Consider the following 22,532-nt stretch of genomic DNA (forward strand, 5'->3'; position numbering starts at 1 on the left):
TGCGGCCTTACTCCCTGCAACTACCCCTGGCTGGCCTCGCCAGGGTTGCCGTGACCCGCCCCCTCAGGCTTCACTGGCCAGCGGCGACCGGACGGTCGCCGCCGTGTTTCTGCGCTCGGCCAGGCGTTACCAGCCGAAGCCGGCACCGACGCCTACCGAGCTGTCATCACTGCTGAACGCGCCGCCGAAGGTCACCGTTGCGCGGTCGCTGACCGCACGCTGGTAGCCCAGTGACAACGCCGATTCGCCGCCCTGGAAGCCGACGCCGACGCCGACCCGGTTCTGGGTGCGCACACCGGCCGCACTGGTGGCCATGTTGAGCATCGCCGCGCTCATCGCGCCCTGCTGGTCGATGCGGCGGTCCATGTTGCGCAGCTTGCCGTCGACATCGCCCTTGAACACGTCGAAGCTGTCGGCGACCGACTTGACACGCGAATCGGTGTAGCTGTTGGCCGAGGCCACGCCGCTGTCCAGCTGGCCCTTGTTGACCGCGTCGGTGGCCTGGGTACCGGCGGCGACGTTGGTCACCTGGCGTTCGTTGCCAACGCTGCCGACCGACACCGAGTTGGCGCGGTCTGCGACCGAGCCCTGGCCCAGTGCCACCGAGTTGTCCGCCGAGGCCGTTGCCCCCAGGCCGATCGCCGTGGCACCTGCGCCACTGGCGACCGCGCCCTGGCCCACCACCGCCTGCGCACTGACATCCGCGCTCGGGGTGGCGACCGGCAATGTGCCGCCGGCGGCCGTGGACGGGCCGCTGCCACCGGCGGCCGGCGACGGTGCGGTGCTGACCGGCGTACCCGAAGCCAGGCTCTGGCCCAGGTTGGAAACCCGGCTGTCCAGCGCGGTCAAGGCGTCGCCGACGTTGCTGTAGGTGTTGCCCTGGATGATGTAGTTCGGCGCGACGAACACGCCCTGCAGGCCGACGCTGGCGCCACCACCCAGCATGCTGGCCGCATTGGCCAGCGACTGGAACAGCTGGCCACCGTTGACCGCCTGGCGGCTGTCGCCGCTGATGCTGCCGGCGGCGATGTTGTCCAACACCGTGCCCTGGGCCCCACCGAAGGTCAGCTTGCCGTGTTCGGAGTCATCGTAGGCCAGGGTGTTGGCCTGGGTGGTCTGCAGGCCGCCGATGCGGCTGTCGATATCGCTGACCTTGGTTTCCACCGCACCCACGCGCTGGTTGGTGGTGCTCAGCTGCGAACCGGTCACCGCATCGCTGCTGTCGGCGGTCAGGCGACCATCGGCCACGTTGACGATGCGACGGGTCGCCGGTGCACTGGCTCCGTTGCCGCCGCCGACAGACACCACGTTCGCTTCTAGCGCCTGCGAACCGGCGCCCAGTGCGACGCTGCGTGCACCGCTGGCGAGCGCGTCACCGCCAAGGGCGAGCGAGCCGGAGCCGGAGGCCACGGCCGAGTTGCCGACTGCGGTGGCGTTGAAGGCGCTGGCCTGCGAGAGACCACCGACCGCCGTGCTGAAGTCGCCGCTGGCGTCGGCGCGGAAGCCGAGGCTGGCGGCCACGCTGCCGTTGGCGCTGCTCTCCGCACCGACGGCCGTCGCCGCATCGCCGGCGGCGCTGCTGAAGTAGCCCACTGCCACCGACTCCACGCCCGATGCTTCGGACAAGGCGCCAGCAGCGGTGCTGCCGGTGCCACTGGCTACGCTGGCGGCACCGAACGCCGAGCTGGTTTCAGCCGATGCCACGCTCTCTGCACCGTTGGCGGTGGCGTACTCGGCCGATGCGGCCGCGTTGGCACCGCTGGCGGTGGCATTGGCTGCTGCCGCCAGGGCATTGAAGCCGACTGCCGAGGCGTTGGCACCCACCGAGGTCGCGCCACTGCCCAGCGCGATCGCACCGTCCCCCAGCGCATTGCTGGCTTCGCCTGCGGCCAGCGCATTCTCGCCGTCCACCAACGCACCGGCGTCACTGTCTTCGCTGCCGCTGGCGGCGAAGTACTTGCTGGCCGTTGCACCGGCCGCAGCGACGGCTTCCAGCTGGGCCAGGTTCACCGCATCGGTGGCCTCGCTGCCGGCGGCCACGTTGGTGATCTGGCGGGTGGCCCCACCGCCACCGACCGACACGCTGTTGTCGCGGTCGGCGATGGAGTCGGCACCCAGCGCAACGCTGTTGAGCCCTGCCGATATCGCCGCGTTGCCGATCGCGGTGCTATTGACCCCGGACGACCATGCGCCGCCACCGACGGCGGTGGAGTAGTTGCCCGATGCTTCGGTGGCGTACAGCCCACCGAGCGCGCCACCGACGGCCACGCTGTTGGTGCCACTGGCGATGCTGGCCTGGCCGGCTGCGGTGCTGTACGCACCGCTGGCCACCGAGTCCCCGCCGAGTGCCACCGAGTTCGCGCCCGACGCATCGGCGAAGCTGCCCAGCGCGGTGGCGTTGAACGCCGACGCCTGTGCGTAGCCACCGACCGCCGTGCTGTAGCCGGCGGTCGCTTCGGCAGCGAAGCCGAAGCTGGCGGCCGTCGTGCCGATCGCCACCGCTTCGGAACCCACCGCGGTGGCACCGCTGCCGTCGGCGGTGCTGAAGTAACCCACCGCGACCGCTTCTTCGCCGCTGGCTTCAGCCAGCACGCCGCTGGCGGTGCTGCCGGCGCCGGTGGCCATGCTGCCGGCGCCGAAAGCGGCACTCATTTCACCCGACGCCAGGCTCTCTGCGCCATTGGCCGTGGCGTACTCGCCTGATGCCACGGCGTTGGCGCCGCTGGCGATGGCATTGGCGGCCGTGGCCTGTGCGTTGAAGCCGCTGGCGCTGGCGTTTTCACCCGAGGCCAAGGCATTGAACCCCACCGCGGCGGCATTGCTGCCGATCGCGGTCGCGCCACTGCCGAGTGCAACGGCGCCATCGCCGATGGCGTTGCTGGCCTCGCCTGCGGCCAAGGCGTTTTCGCCTTCGACGAAAGCACCCGCATCGCTGTCTGCGCTGCCGCTTGCCTGGAAATACCTGCTGGTGGTTTCACCTGCTGCCGCCACCGCTTCCAGCTGGTCCAGGTTCACCGCATCGGTGCCCTGGGTACCCGCTGCCACGTTGGTGACCTGGCGCTCGTTGCCGGCACTGCCTACCGACACGGTGTTGTCACGGTTGGCTACCGAGTCCGCGCCCAGCGCTACCGAGTTGACCGCACTAGCGGTGGAGAAATAACCGATGGCCGTGCTCTGGTCGCCGGTGGCGAACGCCAGCGTGCCGGCCGCCGTTGCGTTGTCACCGCTGGCCTGCGCACCGGCGCCCACCGCCGTGGCCGCTTCGCCGCTGGCTTCGGTGGAGATGAAGAAGCCCAGCCCGGGCAGCAGATCGACCGGACCACCGATGGCCGTGCTGCTGGTGCCGGTGGCAATGGTCTGCGTGCCGATGGCCGTGGAATAGTCGCCGATGGCGTTGGATACCGCACCGAAGGCAGCAGACTGCGCGCCGGAGGCATACGCACCCAGACCGTAGGATGCTGCACCGAAGCCGCTGGCAACCGCGCTGGCACCGACGGCGGTGCCGCCGAGCCCCGCACTGGTGGCGCCGGTATCCACCGGTACGCCGCCGTTGGTGATCAGCGCGTTGCCGTCCTCATCCACGGCCACGCCGCCGACGGCGACGCTGCCCGGGCCGGTGGCCTGCGCGTTGTTGCCGAACGCGGCGCTGTTCTGCCCGGCTGCCAGCGCGTTGAAGCCGACCGCCGTGGCGCTCTGGCCCACCGCCGTAGCCCCGCTGCCGAGCGCCGTTGTGCCATCGGCCAGTGCGTTGGACGCCTCGCCGATGGCCGTGGCGTTGGCGCCGGATGCAAAGGCACCGGCGTCGCTGTCATCACTGCCAGTGGCCTGGAAGTACTTGCTGGTCGCTTCGCCGGCGGCGGCCACCGCGTCCAGCTGGTCCAGGTTCACCGCATCGGTGCCTTCGGTACCCGCTGCCACGTTGGTGAGCTGGCGCTCGTTGCCGGCACTGCCGACCGAGACACTGCGTTCGCGATCGGCGATCGAACCGGCCCCCAGCGCCACGCTGTTGTCACCGGCGGCGCTGCTGCCCGCACCGACCGCGATCGCACTCTCGCCGAGCGCTTCGGAATTGGTACCAATGGAGATGCTGTTGATGGTGTTGCCGAGCGCCTGGTAACCCAGCGCAACGCTGTAGTCACCGTAGCCGAATGCACCGCGGCCGACCGCCGTGGAGCTGGCACCATCGGCCCAGCTGTTGTAACCGATGGACGTCGCGCCGCTGCCGCTGGCCCAAGCCGCCGGACCAAACGCGGAGGCATTGGTTGCCGTGGCCCAGGCACTGGAACCGAACGCGGTGGCGCCTGCCGCAGTGGCGAAGCTGTAGCCGCCGACGGCCGTGCTTTCATCGCTGCTGGCCCACGCGCTGTCACCGATCGCCACGCTGTAGCCGCCGGTTGCGCGCGCCTTGTTGCCGCCGGCGAAGCTGTTGTCGCCGGTGGCCTGTGCACCGGAGCCGAAGGCATTGCTGACCAGGCCGGTAGCCTGCGCCGCGTTGCCCACCGCAGTGGAACCCGCGCTGGCGGTGGTGCCGGTCAGCACGGCGGTTCCGTCGTCGTTGAAGATCGGCGCGTTGTATTCGTCATACGCCTGGCCGAGGCCACCGATGGCCACCGCACCTTCGCCGCCGGCGCTGGTGTTGCGGCCGACCGCCACGCTGTCGTTGCCGACGGCAGCAGCACCTGCGCCCTGTGCGACGGCGCCGTCACCGATGGCGTTGCTGGCCGAACCGGCCGCCAACGCCCCTTCACCTTCGGCCCATGCACCGATGTCGGTGCCGGTTTCCGGCTGTGCCTGGAAGTACTTGCTGGTGTTCTCCGCACCTGCGGCCACCGCATTGAGCTGGTCCAGGTTGACCGCGTCGCTGCCCTCGGTACCGGCGGCCACGTTGGTGATCTGCCGCTGCAGGTCGGTGTTGCCCACCGACACGCTGTCCGCGCGGGTGGCGATGGAGTCAGCACCCAGCGCCACGCTGTTGTCACCGCGTGACTCGGCCGCATTGCCGAGCGCGGTGCTGTTGGCACCCGGTGACCAGGCACCGCCACCGACGGCGGTGGAGAAATTGCCGGAGGCTTCGGTGGCGAGCAGGCCGAACAGCGCCCCACCGACGGCCACGCTGTTGGTGCCACTGGCGATGCTGGCCTGGCCGGTTGCGGTGCTGTAGCCGCCACTGGCCGCCGAATCGGCGCCCACGGCAACCGAGCTGTTGCCCGTGGCTGCGCTGCCGGTACCCATGGCGGTGGAGAAATCACCCGTGGCGTTGGACACCGCGCCGAACGCGGATGCCTGCGCGCCGCTGGCATAGGCCCCCACACCGTACGACGAGGCAGCGAAGCCGCTGGCTTCGGCGCTGGCACCAACGGCGGTGCCGCCCACGCCGGCACTGGTCGCGCCGGTATCCACCGGCACCCCGCCGTTGGTGATCAGCGGGTCGCCATTGGCGTCCACTGCTGCACCGCCAACGGCCACGCTGCCCGGGCCGTTGGCCTGGGCGTTGTTGCCGAAGGCGGCGCTGTTCTGGCCGCTGGCCAGCGCGTTGAAGCCAACTGCGGTGGCGTTGCTGGCCACGGCGGTCGCGCCGCTGCCGAGCGCGGTGCTGCCGTCGGCCAGCGCATTGGACGCCTCGCCGATGGCGGTGGCGTTGGCGCCGGCCGCGAACGCGCCGGCGTCGCTGTCGTCGCTGCCGGTGGCCTGGAAGTACTTGGCGGTGGTGTCGGCTACTGCAGCCACTGCGTCCAACTGCTCGAGATTCACCGCATCGGTGGCCTCGGTACCGGCCGCTACATCGGTGATCTGGCGCTCGTTGCCGACGCTGCCGACCGCGACCGAATTGGCGCGCACTGCCTCGGAGTTGGCGCCCAGCGCCACGCTGTTGGCCCCCCGTGCCGTGCTGTAGAAGCCGACCGCAGTGCTGTCTTCGCCGCTGGCCCAGCTCTGCGCGCCGAGCGCGCTGGCCCGGTCGCCGGGGGCGTAGGCGAAGTAACCGACAGCAGTGGCCTGCTCGCCGGATGCTTCGCTCAGCGTGCCGCTGGCCAGGCTGAGGTCGCCGCTGGCGATGGCACCGGCGCCCACGGCCGTGGCCGATTCGCCACTGGCCTGGGTCTGCACGAAATAGCCCAGGCCCGGGATCAGGTCCGCCGGTCCGCCGATGGCCACGCTGCTGGTGCCGGTGGCGACCGATTCGGTGCCGATGGCGGTGGAGTAATCGCCGATCGCATTGGACACCGCACCGAAAGCGGAGGACTGCGCGCCGCCGGCGTAGGCCCCCAGGCCGTACGAAGACGACGCAAAACCGCTTGCCTCGGCGCTTGCGCCGACGGCGGTGGCGCCCACGCCGGCGCTGGTGGCGCCGGTATCCACCGGCACGCCGCCGTTGGTGATCAGCGGGTTGCCATCGGCGTCCACTGCCGCCCCACCGACCGCCACGCTGCCGGGGCCGTTGGCCTGGGCGTTGTTGCCGAAGGCGGCGCTGTTCTGGCCGCTGGCCAGCGCGTTGAAACCGACCGCCGTGGCATTGCTGGCCACGGCGGCAGCACCGCTGCCGAGGGCCGTGCTGCCATCGGCGAGCGCATTGGACGCTTCACCGATGGCGGTGGCATTGGCGCCGGCGGCGAAGGCACCGGCATCGCTGTCGTCGCTGCCGGTGGCCTGGAAATACTTCGCCGTGGTGTCGGCGACGGCCGCCACTTCGTCCAGCTGGGCCACGTTGACCGCATCGGTGTCGGCCGTGCCGGCCTTCACGTTGGTGATCTGGCGCTCGCTGCCGGCGCTGCCGACCGACACGCTGTCGGCGCGGGTGGCGATGGAATCCGCGCCCACCGCCACGCTGTTGCTGGCCGATGCCACGCTGCCTGCACCGAGTGCGGTGCTGCCGGTCGCGGTGGCCTGCGCGCCGCCACCGAAGGCGGACGCAAGTGATTTGCCAGCGAAGGCATCGGCGCCGATGGCCACGGCGTACAGGCCGGTGGCGGTGCTGCTGTCACCCACGGCCACCGCGGTCGCACCGGACACCACCGCGGTGCCGGTCACCGCGCATTGCGCCAGCGAGCCGTCCGCCAGGGTGCACTCTTCGGTGCCACCGACTGCAACGGACTGGGCCAAGGCCGACGGCATGGCCGCTCCCCATCCCAAGGCCATCGCCAACGAGGCGCCCACCAGGATCGGACCACTGCCTCGGCGGCGCTTGTCGATGACGTTGCCGGGCTGGTCGGAAGAGGCCAGTTCCGAGGCCACGACCAGCTGTCCGAGTGCTTTGTTCCAGACCTTGCGATAAATCCGATTCATCTGCGTACGACTCCTGGTTGGGCTGGTTTTCGGGCAAAGCAACGCCACCGCCGGGCCCGATGGCCCAACGTCCCCTGAGGGCGTTTGTTCGCGTGATTTACTGCAGTTGCCGAACGGCGCGCAGTGCAACGTGAAGCGGTGCGCGCGGTCCTGCGGGTGTGGCTGACTGAATGTTTCCAGAACGAGCTAAAGGTTTAACGTGAACTTTTCTCAACGTCAATACCTTGACGAAGAAAAAAGAAATGACGTGACTGCCTTCTCGGTTCAGTGCATTCATGTGAAGAAGCCGGCCTGCTGCCACGGAGCGCAAGGCTGCCTGTTCAGTCACCCATCGGCGCCCAACGTCGTCCATTGGGCGCGCCGCAAGAAAAAACCCGCCGGTTGCCCGGCGGGTTCTCAGTACGCCTGCGAATTGGCGCTCTGCATCACTGAACGGTATTCAGCCGCACCATACGCGGGCGTTGCGGAACATCCGCAGCCACGGCGAGTCGCCCTGCCATTCAGCAGGTGCCCAGCTCAGGTTGAGCGCGCGTGGCGTGCGTTCCGGATGCGGCATCATGATCGTGACCCGGCCATCGGTACTGGTCAGGCCGGTGATGCCCCCAGGGGACCCGTTCGGGTTCAGCGGATACTGGCTGGCCACGTTGCCGTCGCCGTCGATATAGCGCAGTGACACCCGTGCCGCGGCCTGGTCCACGGCGGTGTCGAAGACCGCGCGGCCTTCCCCGTGCGCCACCGCCACCGGCAGCCGCGAACCGGCCATCCCGCGCAGCAGGATCGAAGGTGATTCCACCACTTCCAGCAGCGCGGTGCGGGCTTCGAACTGCTCGCTGGCATTGCGGCGGAACTGCGGCCAGTGCTCGGCACCCGGGATGATCGACTTGAGCTGGCTGATCATCTGGCAGCCATTGCAGACGCCCAGCGAGAAGCTGTCTTCGCGCGCGAAGAACGCCGCGAACGCATCACGCAGCGCGTTGCGCTCTAGGATCGAGGTCGCCCAGCCACGCCCGGCGCCGAGCACGTCGCCGTAGCTGAAGCCACCGCAGGCGGCCAGGCCAGTGAAATCGCGCAGGTCCACGCGGCCTTCGATCAGGTCGCTCATGTGCACATCGAACGCACTGAAGCCGGCACGTTCGAAGGCGTTCGCCATTTCAATCTGGCCGTTGACGCCCTGCTCGCGAAGGATCGCGACCTTCGGCCGGATGCCGGTGTTGATGAACGGCGCAGCGATGTCCTCATCTAGGTCGAAGCCCAGCTTCGGCTTCAGGCACGGCGCATTGAACGCACGCGCCACCTCGCGCTCCTGGTCGGCGGTCTCAGGGTTGTCACGCAGTTTCTGCATGGCATGGGTGACCGACCACCAGGCATCGAACAGCGCTTCCCAGCGCCACTCGACCACGTTTTCGCCGTGCAGCGATACACGCACCACCGGCGCGGTGGTCGGCCGCGCGATACGCTGCGCGCACTCGGTCAGGGCGTGGCGTTCCACCAGGTCGGCGAACGCCGCCCGGTCTTCGCGCGCGACCTGCACCACCGCGCCCAGCTCTTCGTTGAACAGGCTGCGGAACGGATCATCGCCCCAGGCATCGAGCAGGATGTCCAGGCCCATCCGCGAGGCAAACGCCATCTCGCACAGTGCGGCGAACGCGCCGCCGTCGCTGCGGTCGTGGTAGGCCATCAGCAGGCCGTCACGGCGCGCGTCGCGGATCAGTTCGAAGAAGGCGCGCAGCCGCTGCGGATCATCCAGGTCCGGCGCGGTGCCACCGAAGGCCGGCAGGCCACCGTGGTCGGCGTGCACCTGGGCCAGGATCGAACCGCCCATGCGCTGCTTGCCGGCACCCAGGCCGATCAGCCACAGCTCGCTGTCCAGGTCCCGCTGCAGCAGCGGGGTCAGCTGCTGGCGCACGTCCAGCACCGGGGCGAAGGCGGTGATCACCAGCGACACCGGCGACACACTCTTGTGCGCCTCGCCTGCGTCATGCCATTGCGCCTGCATCGACAGCGAATCCTTGCCGACCGGAATGCTGATGTCCAGCTGCGGGCACAACTGCATGCCCACCGCCTTGACCGCGTCGTACAGCAGCGCGTCTTCGCCCTCGTGGCCGGCCGCGGCCATCCAGTTCGCCGACAGCTTCACCTCATCCAGCGCATCCACCGGGGCGGCACACAGGTTGGTGATCGCCTCGCCGACAGCCATGCGCGCCGATGCGGCGGCATCCAGCAGGGCCAACGGGGTGCGTTCGCCGAGCGACATCGCCTCGCCGACCACGCCATCGAAGCCGGTCAAGGTGATCGCCACGTCCGATACCGGTACCTGCCACGGCCCGATCATCTGCTCGCGCGCGGTCAGGCCACCGACACTGCGATCGCCGATGGTGACCAGGAAGTTCTTCGCCGCCACCGTCGGGTGCGCCAGCACGCGCAGGCCGGCTTCATGCAGGTCCAGGCCGCTGGTCTTCAGCGCCGGCCAGCGCGGCGCCGGCGGGTGACTGGCATCACGATGCATCTTCGGCGGCTTGCCGAACAGCACGTCCATCGGCAGGTCGATCGGAGCATCGGCCGGGATGTTGCCCGGCGTCGCACCGTAGGCCACCACCAGGTGTTCTTCGGTGGTCGCCACGCCCACGGCGGCGAACGGGCAGCGCTCGCGCGCGCACAGCGCGGCGAATTCGGCCAGCCGTTCCTGAGCCACGCCCAGCACGTAGCGTTCCTGCGATTCGTTGCACCACAGCTGCATCGGCGACAGCGAGGGATCATCGCTGGGCACCTTGCCCAGGTCGATCACCCCGCCCACGCCGGAATCGTGCAGCAGCTCCGGGATGGCATTGGACAGGCCGCCGGCACCGACGTCATGGAAGAACTTGATCGGGTTGTCCAGCCCCATGCCAACGCAACGGTCGATCACTTCCTGGCAGCGACGCTCCATTTCCGGGTTGTCGCGCTGCACGCTGGCGAAATCGAGGTCTTCGGCACTTTCACCGGAGGCCACCGACGAGGCGGCACCGCCACCCAGGCCGATCAGCATCGCCGGGCCGCCCAGCACGATCACCGCATCGCCGGCCTGCAGTGGAAGCTTGTCGACCTGCACGCGATCGATGGCACCCAGGCCGCCGGCCAACATGATCGGCTTGTCGTAGGCGCGGGTGATGCCGCCCTCTGCCAGCTCGAAGGTACGGAAGTAACCGAGCAGGTTCGGTCGGCCGAATTCGTTGTTGAACGCGGCACCGCCGAGCGGGCCGTCGAGCATGATGTCCAGCGCCGGGGCCATGCGCGGGTTCAGCGCGCGCGGCGCCTCCCACGGCTGCGGCAGGGTCGGGATGCGCAGGTGCGACACCGAGAAACCGGTCAGGCCGGCCTTCGGCTTGCCGCCGCGTCCGGTCGCGCCTTCGTCGCGGATCTCACCGCCGGCACCGGTCGCCGCGCCCGGGAACGGAGCGATCGCGCTCGGATGATTGTGGGTTTCCACCTTGATCTGGAACGCGCTGGGCAGCACCGCTTCGCTGCGGTACTCGCCACTGGCCGGATCCGGACGATAACGCGCGGCCGGATGGCCCTCGATCACCGCAGCGTTGTCGCTATACGCGCTGAGCGTGTGCTGCGGGGTCTGCTGGTGGGTGTTCTTGATCATCCGGAACAGCGAACGATCCTGCTCCTGGCCGTCGATGGTCCAGCTGGCATTGAATATCTTGTGCCGGCAGTGCTCGGAGTTCGCCTGCGCGAACATCATCAGTTCCACGTCAGACGGTTTGCGCCCGAGCTGGCCGAAGCGCTCGCGCAGGTAGTCGATCTCGTCCTGCGCCATGGCCAGGCCGAGGCGCTGGTTGGCGCCTTCCAGGTCATCCAGTGCCACACGTTCCAGTTCGCCGCGCGCCGGAGTGGAAAACAGCGTGCTGCCCTGCTCCACCGTCTCCAGCACCGACTGCGTCATCGGGTCATGCAGCGCCTTCACCAACGCCTGCTGCACCGCCGGGTCGGTCGGCCAGCCCAGCACATCGATGCGCAGGCCGCGTTCCACCCGGCTGACCGGCTGGCCCGCACCGCGCACCAGTTCGGTGGCCTTGCTGGACCACGGCGAAAGGGTACCCAGGCGCGGCACCACGAAGCGCTGGGTGGCGCCATCGGCCACCGGCTCGGCCCGTTCGCGCGCCTCCAGGATCCGCGACAGCGTGGCGGTATCGGCCACGCCCTGCCCGTCGGGCTGGATGAAGTAGACCTGCCAGGCCCCGCTGATGCGCAGATCGGCGGCAATGGACTGCAGGCGGGATTCGAGACGTTCGCGGCGGAACGCCGACAGGGCGGGCGCGCCCTCGAGGACCATCATGTCCGGGGAACCGTGGTTGGGAAACGGGCCCGATAGTGTACCGGAAGCGGCGCGGCGGGCCCGGATGGCCGATTACTGGAGGCCGCTGCGCGGACCACGCGCGAAGGTGATCGCCCCTTTCCCGACGGGCACGCTGCCATGCTTTCTGCTTCGGCGACCATTCTGTCCACTACGCCCGGTTCCCTGTCCTCGACCGCCCTGCTGCGCCAGGGCCTGCGCCAGATCAGCGCGGCCGGGCTGGCCCCCGCCCCCGTGCCCCGGCATGTCGTCAACTGCCGGCCGGGCCGGATCGCCGATCATCAGCTGGACCTGGGTGGGCTTCGCGCCGTGCGTGAAAACGCCATGCGCTTCTGGCAACGGCAGCCGGACCCGCTCAGCCTGGTACGCCCCGCACCCTCGCCGCAGCGACCGCAAGCGCACCCTCAACCGCCCCGGGCGCTGTACGGCACCCTCCCGTTGCCGCCGTCGCGCGTATTCGCGCTGGCCCGCTGCGGCCCCTGGCAGAGGCCGCAGGTGTCGGCTCCGCCGAGGATCGTCGAGGCCGTGCGCAAGCGTTTCGAACCCAGCCTGGATCTGGAAAGCCGGTTGTGCGAACAGCAGATCGTGGTGCGCCGCGAGGAGCGTCATCCGCTGGGCCTGCTCAGCCTGCAGGGACTGCCGCTGTTGGAGCGCAATACAAGCTACGGCAGCGAGCCCTGGCCCAGCCGCACCAGCACCAGCGTTGTGCGTGGCACGGTGGCGCGCGCGGTCGCGCTGAAGCAGGCGCGGGATGCCGCGGCCGGGGGTGAGTCCCGGGTGTGGAAGTCCATTACGGGTCCGTTGCACGGCATGTCCGGCTCACCCGACAGCGGCCTGTCACTGTGCGCTTCCGATGACGAGGACCTGGCCGCAGAGGCCGTTGCCAGCGCACGGCAGATGGCCGCGCGGCGCCGCCACTGCCCGGACATGCAACGCCTTGAAGACCTGCTGCGTGGCCTGATTCCGAAGCCATCGGCGCACTGCCCCCATCCCCCGCACAGCCATCCCACGCGCCCGCAGAAAAGCGAACTGCATCCCTACGGCATCCATCGAGCCCTGGTCGGTGCCGCGATGGCCGGACATGACCGTTGGCGAGCCAGCAGCCGCGCGATTTCTGACGGCGTCCCGGCGCGGTGGCGGCCAAGCTGGAGCCACCTTCCCTTTGCAGGTGAAATCCCCATGATCCGCGTCGTCTACAACCCTCCCGTTATGCATACCGCACAGGCCAGCGCAGCCGTGCAGGCCGCATCGCAGGCGCAGCGCCCCGCCCTGGTGCCCCACCGATTGCTCAACTACGCGCAAGGCGTGCAGGCCTGGGGTCCGAAATCGTCTTCGTTTCTCATCCCTGCGCAGACGACCGCTACTGAGCAGAGCGCGCGGCCAACCCTGCCCGCCAGCGCGCGGGAACTGTGCGCATTCACCGGCCTCATCCTGAAGAACGGCAAGTTCGATCCCGACCAAGTGCTCACCTCCATCAGGCGCAACGTCGGCCCCGGCCTGCGCACCGCCATGGAGCGTCCGGCGGCCCACGTCGCGCGTGCGTCGCTGCCGCGATTGACCTTTGGCGTGCTGGGCGCAGCCGCCGCCCGGGCGGCAGGAAATGAGGCGCAACCTGCGAAAGCGGTGGTGCCGGCCAGCGCGCCAACCGCGTCGCAGCCGGCCAGCAGGCCGGGGGAGGGAGCAGGCGATCGCGCGTTGGACAGGATCGCCAAGATCAAGTTGAAGTGGCAGAACGGGGACTACGCACCAAAGGCAAACGCGACCGCTGCCACGCGGACCGCGGACGTCGCCGTGCAGCGCATCAGCACAGAAATCGCCCAGGCGCGAAACCCCAGCGGCTGAAGCCTGCCGCACGCCTCTCCTTTTCGGAATCCACCCGCTGTGATTGCAACCCACTCCTCCAGTAACCTGTCGGCGCTGCGCGTTACGTCGCAACCCGTAACAGTGACCTCGCCGGCCATACGCCCGCGTTCAAGTGACCGTTTCGGATTTCCGGTGGCCACTATCCGCAACGGCGCAGAACCAAGCGCCCAGCTGCCACGAAACGGTGAGCTTCTCACCGGCATGCGGCATCCCGCGTTCCTCGCGTTCAGCCAGGCTGCAACGGCGCCTGTGCATGCGCCCATCAGCAGGCACGCCTTCGAACTGCTTGCCCAGGAACTTGGCATCCAGCTGGCCAGCGTGTCGCTGGTTACATTGCACGGCATTCGCGATGCGTTTCGAATGCCTGATCCGCGCTGTCCCCGGTCGGCACAGCTCACCGATCAGCAACGAGATCTGCTGTGCGTCGGCCTCACCCTGGAGCTGCTCCAGCAACCGCGTGTGTGGAACGAAGGCGCTGGTGACCTGGTTCCGTTCATCGTTGACAGCGCGAACTGGCCCGAAGGCCGCGCGCTGCGCATCGTGGATACCGACAATGGCGCGATCCATCTTTACCGCCCTGGGCAACCCGAGGCACATCATTATCCGGGCCGCGAGGTGTTGCCCGAGGTAGAGGACGACGAGATCATCCTGCTGCGCCACGACCGTCATTTCAGCCTGCTGCGGCGCGACCAGGATGGGGTCGTCGATGAGGTTGCGGCCGATGGCGACTGCTTCTTCAGCTGCCTGTCCAAGGCACTGGGCAGCCCCGACATAGCGACGTCGAACCTGGCCCTGCGCCAACAGCTCGCAGAGCATCTCTGGACCCGACAGGATGCGTTGCAGCTCCTGAGCGCCGTTGAGGGACCGCTGACCGAGCAGCGCGCCATCGGCTCGGTCGCGCCGGACGTCTATAGGTTCGAGAACGGCGACCTCCTTGCCACGGATGTTTACTCTCCGCAGGCTCTGTCGTCGATCCAGCAACAAACGGTCAACGATCTGGGGGAGTCAGTGGCCGGGATGCTCGACGCCGTTGATACGACACTGCAGCATCGGATCCAGGCCGCACTTAGAACAGCCCGGAAACACTACTCCGACCGGATCGAACAGGTACTCACGGACAATCCCGCGGGGCTTGATGAAGCCGATCTCTTTGCCAAGGGCGCGGAGATCAAGCACGGCGTGATCAACGAGATGCTTGACACGTTGGCAGGCTTCAGCGCGAATGAATCACTGGACAAGCATGAGCAGTGCATCACCGCAGACATCAACGCCTATTGGAACATCATCCGCGCGGCAAATGCTGCAAACCTGACACTGCGGGAATCGGCGCGACCTCACCGGGAGAGTCTCCGGCTGTAATTCCCGCGATGTAGGGGAAACCACCTTCACACACAAAAAGCGAACCAGCTCACGGTTTGCGGTGTGCATTGATGACAACGTTGTCGTCACTGACCACCCCAGGGTGGCGGTGTCGTCCGCTCCCCTCCGCCGCTTGCCTGCGGCGCGCGGACCTGCGTCACGCGCGGCCTCATCGTGACCCGCGCGAAAATCTGATTCGATCGGAGATATCCCATGCATGACCCGATTGCACGCAGTGCCGCTCGTCCCGCCCGCTCGTTCCCCCATCGCCCCGGGTGGCTGCTCGCCCTGGCCATCAGTGGCGCCCTGCCCGGCTTGGCGCAAGCCGCCAACTGCGCAGGGGTGGGCCAATGGGACCAGGCCAAGATCTACCGCACAGGCGACACCCTGCAGAAAGGCGGGGTGTTGTACCAGGCAAAACAGGACATCTGGAATGCCCCGCCGGACCACCCGGCCGGCGCCCCGTACTACACCAACCTCGGCGCCTGCGACGGCAGCGGCAGCAACCAGCCGCCGGTGGTCAGCCTGACCTCCCCGTCCAACGGCGCCACCTTCAGCGCCGGCAGCACGGTGAACGTCAGCGCCAACGCCAGCGATACCGATGGCAGCATCAGCAAGGTCGAGTTCTTCCGTGGTGGCAGCTCCATCGGCATCGACACCAGTGCGCCTTACAGCGCCAGCTGGGCCAATGCCAGCGCCGGTACCCACACCCTGCGCGCAGTGGCCACCGACAACAACAACGCCACGGCCAGCACCGCCACGATCACCATCACCGTCAACGCGGCCAGTGGCGACACCACCGCGCCCAGTGTGCCTGGCGGGCTCGCCGTAGGTACCCGCACCGCCAACAGCGTTGCCCTCAGCTGGAACGCGTCCATCGACAACAGCGGTGGCAGTGGGATGGCCGGCTATGACGTGTACCGCAACGGCAGTCTGGTCGGCTCGCCCTCCAGCGCCACGTACCTCGATGGCGGTCTATCCCCTTCCACGACCTACAGCTACCGCGTGCGTGCGCGCGACAATGCCGGCAATGCATCCGCCCAGGGCGGTACCGTCAGCGCGACGACCCTGGCCGGCGATGGTGGCACCACCGGCAAGCGGGTCATCGGCTACTTCACCCAGTGGGGCATCTATGGCCGCAACTACCGGGTAAAGAACATCGACAGCAGCGGCTCGGCGGCGGGGCTGACCCACATCAATTACGCCTTCGGCAACGTACGCAACAATCGCTGCGAAGTCGGCGTCACCCAGCCTTCGGACCCCAATACCGGCGCCGGGGGCGATGCCTTCGCCGATTACAGCAAATCGTTCTCCGCCGCCGAAAGCGTCAGTGGCAGTGCCGATACCTGGGACCAGCCGCTGCGTGGAAACTGGAACCAGCTGAAGCAGCTGAAGGCCAAGCATCCGGGCCTGAAGGCGCTGATTTCGCTCGGCGGCTGGACCTGGTCGCGCGGCTTCTCCAGCGCCGCCCGGCCGGAGAACCGCCAGGCCTTCGTGGCCTCGTGCATCGACGCGTACATCCGCGGCAACCTGCCGGTCACCGATGGCGCGGGCGGCACGGCGGCAGCACTGGGCGTGTTCGATGGCATCGACATCGACTGGGAGTATCCGGTCGCCTGCGGCATCGCCTGCGGTGCGCCGGAAGACAACGCCAACTTCACCGCGCTGCTGGCCGAGTTCCGCCGCCAGCTGGATGCGGTGCGACCGGGCCTGCTGCTGACGGTCGCCGTGGGCGCCGGCATCGACAAGATCCGGGTCACCAATCCAGCCGCCTATCATCCGTACCTGGATTACATCAACGTGATGACCTACGACTTCCACGGCGCGTGGGATCCGCGGACCAACCATCACTCGGCGCTGTTCAATGCCGCCGCCGACCCGTCCACCGGCGACCAGCTGCAGTACAACAGCAATGACGCCATCGAAGCCTTCATCGCGCGTGGTGTACCGGCATCCAAGCTGAACCTCGGCATCGGTTTCTACGGCCGCGGCTGGAACGGCGTGGGCGGCGGCAACAACGGCATGTACCAGACCGCGTCAGGCGCTGCGCCGGGCACCTACGAAGCCGGCATAGAAGACTGGAAGGTGCTGAAGAACCTGGGCTGGCCTACCTACACCGACACGGCGGCCGGTGCCACCTGGGCCTACAACGGCAGCACGCTGTGGAGCTACGACACTCCCGCCAACGTGACCCGCAAGATGACCTATGTCAAAGCCCAGGGGCTGGGCGGGGCGTTCTTCTGGGAGTTCAGTGGCGACGACACGCAGGGCACGCTGTCGCGCAGCATCAGTGATGGCCTGAAGTAAGACCAGCGGCGGCTCCCCGCGATCACTGCGGGGAGCCGTCGTCTGCGTTACCTGGCATCAGAAAGGTTGCGCCGGCCGCAGGCGGAACACACGGGCCGGCCGCAGCGGCCAGCTGCCAGAGGGTGCCTTCAGGAACAGCGCGTCATCGCGCTGCCCAGCGGCCAGGTATCCGAATCGTTACTGCAGATGGACACCCGGCGGATGGCCGTGGCGGCGTCGTCTCGGCTGGTGTCCGGCGTATCCTTCGCGCCCGCCGTGGCAGGTCGCGGCGGCAGGTTGGCGATCGCGGTGGGAACAGCGCCGGCCGGGCGGGTGGCGATGGGCACTCTCGGCGGCGGGGCCGGCGGTGGACCCAGCGGACGGGGCGGTGAAACGGAGGAAGCAGAAGCGCGCAGCATCATGAGAGGCAATCTCCAGCAGAAGACCTCTACCCTGCACGCGCCTCACCGCGCCGGCTTGCATATTTACTGCAGCGGTTTCCGCCAGGACGCCGGACCGACCAGCATCCTGGAGGACGCGTCCCTCAGCGCGCGCGGCGGTCCAGTGCGGCCTTCAACTGCGCGGGGGGCAGGTAGCCACCCAGCTGGGTGCCATCGGCGGCGAAGATCGCCGGCGTGCCGTTGACGCCGAGCTGCTGGCCCAACGCGTACTGCATCGCCACCGGGTTGGTGCAGTTCTTGGCCGGCACCGGGCTGCCCTGCTTGGCGGCGGTGAGGGCCTTGCGGCGATCACTGGCGCACCAGACCGAGATCATGTCGGTGTAGTCCTTGCTGCCCAGGCCCATGCGCGGGAAGGCGAGGTACTCCACGGTGATGCCGTTGCGGTTGAGCTCGGCGATATCCTGGTGCAGCTTGCGGCAGTAACCACACTCGATATCGGTGAAGACACTGATGGTGTGCTTGGTATTCGGCGCGGCGAACACGATGCGGTCACCATGATTGGCCTTCTCCAGCAGGCCGCGACGATACGCCAACAGACCTTCGCTGTTGACCAGCGCCTTGGCCTGGATGTCGTAGGGCTGGGACTGCATCAGATACTTGCCGTCATCGGACACGTACAGCACCTGGCCGGATACCACCACTTCGCGGAACCCGGGAAACGGGGCGGCACCGATGTAGTCCGGCTTGAAGTTGGGATCCAGCTGGGTCAACGCAGCGCGGACGCTCTGCTCGGCACCACCGCGTGACGAGGCGGCGGGGGCAGCGGGCGTTTTCGCGGCAGGCGGCGCAGGCTGCGCACACGCACTGAGGCTGAGCAGGCCGAACAGCGCGGCAGTAAGGACTCGTAACATCGGGGGCCCGCAGGATCAGAAGGAGTCCGATTCTCGCACAGCAGGGCTGAGCCTCGTGCGATGGGCTGTTGGTGTCGCAATCGCCTGAGCGATTGATGGAAGCTTTCACAAAAGGCCTGCCGCAAGCTCGTTGCAAAACACAACGGGCCGCTTCATGCAGATCCTCAACCAGCTCGGATTGATGTTCCGGGCGACCGTCCTCAACCAGCTTACCGCCAAGGTCAGGCTGGCCAGTGCGCACTATTCCCCCTCCCGATTCAGCGCCGCATTGACCGGCATCGGCAATCAGGAGCAACAGCTCGCCAACCGCTTCAGCCAAGGACGCCTGAGCGTTGACCAGCTGTACCGCCAAGCCAGCCGACTTGCCAGCCAGGACGTGCTGCTCAACACACGGCTGCGGCCGGACAGTGATTGCCATGAGGCGGTGGCACGCCAGCCGGTGGCCACGGCGTCGGCATTCCGGAGCGTCCTGGTACGCGCCTATTGCACGGCAACCGAAGAGAAGAAACAGGCGCTGGGCGTACTGCTGGCACCGGCCATGGTTCGTGCACGGGCACGCTGCATGCTGGCTGACGCGGTATGGCTGGGCCATATCACCCGTTCCGACGACCTGCTGGCCCAGGTCCGCCAGCTGGCGCATCTGGAAGCGGTCGATTCGGCCTGCCCGTTGGACCAGATGGAGCAGCTCGAACGTCGCGCGGGACGCGAGATCCTGCACTCCGTCGCGGGACAGCAGCCGGACGGGCCGGATGAAGCCTGGCATGCAGTCCGCCTGATGTTGGGCAGCGCGGCCTCTGCGTTGCTGCCGGCCGAGCCTGACAGCGTCCGGCCGGTACCCCCTTCATGGACGCAGCTCGCCGCCCATGCCCGGAGCGGGAGTGGGGTTCCGGATAACTTTGAGGTGTTCCGCGACACGATGGGAGGCGCAGTTGACGACGCATTAGCGCTGCGGGAGCCGGACGTCGAACCCGCCGAGCAAGTCTGCCAGTGCACCTTCGAGCTGTTGGAGTACATCAGGCAGCAGGTCAAGCAGCACGCCCTCATACCCCCCCGCTCCGGTGACCCTGCCGCAGGTTTGCGGTGGGAGGCGCATGCGGATCGACTGGAGCGGGAAGCCGTGGACCGCCTGCTGCTGTACCGGGCCCGGACGGCAGCTGCCGCGCAACGCGGGGGCTCCAGCAGCAGCGCCTAGCCGGTCACCCGCGCGGATGATGCTTGGCATGCAGCTTCTGCAGGTGCTCGCGCGCCACCAGCGTGTAGATCTGGGTGGTGGACAGTGAGCTGTGGCCGAGCAGCATCTGCAGCGCGCGCAGGTCGGCTCCCCGGTTGAGCAGATGGGTGGCGAAGCTGTGACGCAGGCCGTGCGGGCTGATCCGCACCGGATCGATCCCGGCCAGCACCGCATAGCGCTTTACCAGGTGCCAGAATGCCTGGCGGCTGAGCGGGCGCAGGCTGGGTTCGATGAACAGCGGGACCTGGCCGCCGGCATCGGCCGGCACGCTGCGCTTGTTCGCCAGCTGCGGCCGCGCCTCCTGCAGGTAGCGCTCCAGCCAATGCTGGGACTCCTCGCCGAGCGGCACCAGCCGTTCCTTGCTGCCTTTGCCGGTAACGCGCAGCACGCCCTGGCGAAGGTTCACCGCGGTTGCCGGCAGGCCCACCAGTTCGCTTACGCGCAGGCCGGCGGCGTACATCAGTTCCAGCATCGCGCGGTCGCGCAGGCCCAGCGCCGTATCGATGTCGGGAGCCGCGAGCAGCGCGTCGATCTGGCTTTCTGCCAGCGCCTTGGGCAGCAGCCGTGGCAGTTTCGGCGGATCCAGCAAGGCGGTCGGATCATCGCTGCGTGCACCACGGCGGACACTGTCGGCGAAGAACGCGCGCAGGGCCGACAGCAAACGCGCGTTGCTGCGCGGCGACCACCCGTGGCGGGTACGCCAGGCCAGGTAGTCGAACAAGCCGGCGCGATCGACGCCGGCAAGGCCGCCGGCCTGTCCGCTGCGCCAGCGCGCCAGTCCTTCCAGGTCCCGCCGGTAGCTGTCCAAGCTGGCGCGCGCCAGGCCATGTTCGGCCCAGGCGGCATCAAGAAACCGGGTGATCACCACCGAATCGGCGGCGTCGAGTTCGGGTAGCGCCTGGATCAGCTGGCGGCGTTCGGCAGGCGAGGAAGCAACGGACATGGCCGAAGGATACGCCGCACGCTGCGCACCCCACCAGCATTGCGTATGCTTCCCCGCATGGCTGATCCGCATGATGCCCCTGCCGCCGCTGCCGTGCGCCCTGCTGCCCTGCTTGGCTGGCGCCTGCTCGCCTTGCTGTACGACCTTTTCCCGGCGCTTGCGTTGTGGATGCTGGCCGCATCGCTGTTCGTGGTTGCATTCACCATCAACGGCCACACAACCCACGAAAACATCGCTCCGTTCAGCACGTGGCAGTGGGCGTTGTGGGCGTGTTGCTGGGTGCTGACCGGTCTGTATGCCACCTGGAGCTGGCGCCGTGGCGGCCAGACGCTGGGCATGCGGCCGTGGCGGATCGCGGTGACCGGCGATGATGTGCAGGCGCCGTCGCTGCCCTCGCTGTGGGTGCGCTATGCCGTTGCCAGCGTGTCCCTGGGCCTTGCCGGACTGGGCTTCTGGTGGGCCTTGATCGACCGCGACCGGCTGACCTGGCACGACCGCGCCAGCGGCACCCGGATGATCCGCCGTCCCAAGCGATGAGTCCGGGCCGCGTAGCTGAACCAACGCCGCACTGTCATCAAGCCGTCATCGATCCACGATAGATCGCAGACGGGGGCGCTGCGTAGCCTGTGCGGCCAATCCGTTCGATGCCTTGATGATGATGCGCCTGCTGCTGGCCTGCGCGTGCCTGTGGCTGGCCGCCTGCTCTCCTACTGCTTCCACCTCGCTGAGCGAACGTCTGGTATCGCCCGGCGGTGCCTCGCCGTTGCTCGACCAGGCGCATATCGCAGCCACCATCGCCACCCTGCCCAACCGGAATGGCTACGTGACCAGCAGTGAGGACGTTCGCCTGTTCTGGCGTGCCTTCGACGCAGGCGACTACGGGCTGCGCTACCGCTATGCGCGCCCGCGCCATGAAGGCGGCGGGCCGGTGGACATGGACCTGCGGCTGGAGCCACCGCGGCCGTTCCATGCGCGTGCGCCGCGCGGCACCGTGGTGCTGCTGCACGGCTGGATGATGAGTGGCGATGCGATGCTGCCGTGGTCGCTGCAGCTGGCCCAGTCCGGCTACCGCGTCATCACCATCGACCTGCGCAACCACGGTCACTCAGGCGGTGGCCCGGCAGGTTATGGAACGGTGGAATCGGACGAGGTGATCGATGTCATCCGTGCCTTGCGTGCGGCCGGTGAAGTGCAGGGACCGCTGTATCTGTTCGGAGTGTCTTACGGCGCTGCGACCGCGTTGTTTGCTGCCGAGAAGCTGGGCGACGACGTGCAGGGCGTGGTGGCGATGGAATCCTTCGCCAACGCCGGCGATGCGATCCGCAGCATGATCCCGCACCTGCTGGCCAGCCAGCCGCATGGCTGGCAGGCGCAGGCGGTGGCGGCGTACGCCCGTTGGCGGTATGCCGACCAGGACATGGACGCGGTGATCGCCGCAGCCAACCGGCGGCTGGGGGTGGACCTGGACCAGGTGGATGTCAGCCGTGCGGTCGCCGCCAGCCGCGCCTGCGTGCTGCTGCTGCATGGTGACGAAGACCAGCATATCCGCGTGGACCAGGGACGCCGGCTGGCACAGGCCAGTCCGCGTGCGCACTACATCGAAATGCGCGGCGAGGACCACATCACCCTGCCGATGCGGATCGATCTGCTGGGCGGCATCGTGGATGACTGGATGTCGCGTGATGTTTCCGCCCCGGATGGCCTGTGCCCGGCACCGCGGCTTCCGCTTGAGGCGAACTTCATGGCGCTTGCGCAAGGTGTGGGTGGGTCGAACGGGTGATGCCCCCTCGCGGCTGGGTTGAAAGCACCAGCCTTGGGCTGGGCCGGGCGGTCGGGCTGGTCGGGGGACGGCAAAAACTGCGTCCATGCGGGCCTCGTTTCGCGCCATCCATGGCGCTCAACGCCCCCGCCCAGCCCC

The 22,532-nt window shown here is 68.3% G+C and carries 10 protein-coding genes; 6 read left to right on the forward strand and 4 right to left on the reverse strand.

The features are described from left to right. Positions 1-126 precede the first annotated feature (126 nt). Together H9654_RS16810 and purL are read right to left on the reverse strand one after the other, a co-directional pair. Positions 127-7,281: an ESPR-type extended signal peptide-containing protein gene (locus H9654_RS16810; RefSeq protein ID WP_191771873.1), complete on the reverse strand. Its 7,155-nt coding sequence runs from the start codon at positions 7,279-7,281 to the stop codon at positions 127-129. A 439-nt stretch (positions 7,282-7,720) separates the two neighbouring features. Then, entirely contained in the window at positions 7,721-11,602 is a 3,882-nt protein-coding gene (purL, locus tag H9654_RS16815) for a phosphoribosylformylglycinamidine synthase (protein ID WP_191771874.1), read from the reverse strand. A gap of 138 nt (positions 11,603-11,740) precedes the next feature. Here purL and H9654_RS16820 point away from each other — a divergent pair, with 138 nt between their 5' ends. The 3 genes from H9654_RS16820 to H9654_RS16830 all read left to right on the forward strand — a co-directional run bounded on the left by H9654_RS16820 (position 11,741) and on the right by H9654_RS16830 (position 17,149). Then, positions 11,741-13,462, forward strand: coding sequence for a hypothetical protein (locus tag H9654_RS16820; protein WP_191771875.1), 1,722 nt, complete (start codon positions 11,741-11,743; stop codon positions 13,460-13,462). Between the two features lie 153 nt (positions 13,463-13,615). Continuing rightward, a complete protein-coding gene (locus H9654_RS16825) occupies positions 13,616-14,842 on the forward strand; it encodes an OTU domain-containing protein (RefSeq protein WP_191771876.1) in 1,227 nt (408 codons plus the stop codon). A gap of 213 nt (positions 14,843-15,055) precedes the next feature. After that, positions 15,056-17,149 carry a glycosyl hydrolase family 18 protein gene (locus H9654_RS16830; protein ID WP_191771877.1) on the forward strand — a complete coding sequence of 698 codons (2,094 nt, stop codon included), beginning with the start codon at positions 15,056-15,058 and terminating at the stop codon, positions 17,147-17,149. Positions 17,150-17,672: 523 nt separating this feature from the next. Here the strand turns inward: H9654_RS16830 and H9654_RS16835 are convergent. Continuing rightward, positions 17,673-18,440 (reverse strand): thioredoxin fold domain-containing protein, encoded by a 768-nt coding sequence (locus H9654_RS16835; RefSeq protein ID WP_191771878.1) that lies wholly within the window; start codon positions 18,438-18,440, stop codon positions 17,673-17,675. Positions 18,441-18,594: 154 nt separating this feature from the next. Here H9654_RS16835 and H9654_RS16840 point away from each other — a divergent pair, with 154 nt between their 5' ends. Beyond that, the gene (locus H9654_RS16840) at positions 18,595-19,632 is read left to right on the forward strand and encodes a hypothetical protein (protein ID WP_191771879.1); all 1,038 of its coding nucleotides are present in this window, start codon (positions 18,595-18,597) and stop codon (positions 19,630-19,632) included. A 4-nt stretch (positions 19,633-19,636) separates the two neighbouring features. On the opposite strand, the gene xerD is transcribed toward H9654_RS16840, so the two are convergent. After that, the gene (gene xerD, locus H9654_RS16845) at positions 19,637-20,614 is read right to left on the reverse strand and encodes a site-specific tyrosine recombinase XerD (protein ID WP_191771880.1); all 978 of its coding nucleotides are present in this window, start codon (positions 20,612-20,614) and stop codon (positions 19,637-19,639) included. 57 nt (positions 20,615-20,671) lie between these two features. Between xerD and H9654_RS16850 the strand changes: the two genes are divergently transcribed. Together H9654_RS16850 and H9654_RS16855 are read left to right on the forward strand one after the other, a co-directional pair. Continuing rightward, on the forward strand, positions 20,672-21,151 hold the full coding sequence (locus tag H9654_RS16850) for an RDD family protein (RefSeq protein ID WP_191771881.1): 480 nt from the start codon (positions 20,672-20,674) through the stop codon (positions 21,149-21,151). A 115-nt stretch (positions 21,152-21,266) separates the two neighbouring features. Continuing rightward, entirely contained in the window at positions 21,267-22,394 is a 1,128-nt protein-coding gene (locus tag H9654_RS16855; RefSeq protein ID WP_191771882.1) for an alpha/beta fold hydrolase, read from the forward strand. Positions 22,395-22,532: the final 138 nt, after the last annotated feature.

Origin of the sequence: Stenotrophomonas lacuserhaii, assembly GCF_014836545.1 — a bacterium.
Lineage (GTDB): Bacteria > Pseudomonadota > Gammaproteobacteria > Xanthomonadales > Xanthomonadaceae > Stenotrophomonas > Stenotrophomonas lacuserhaii.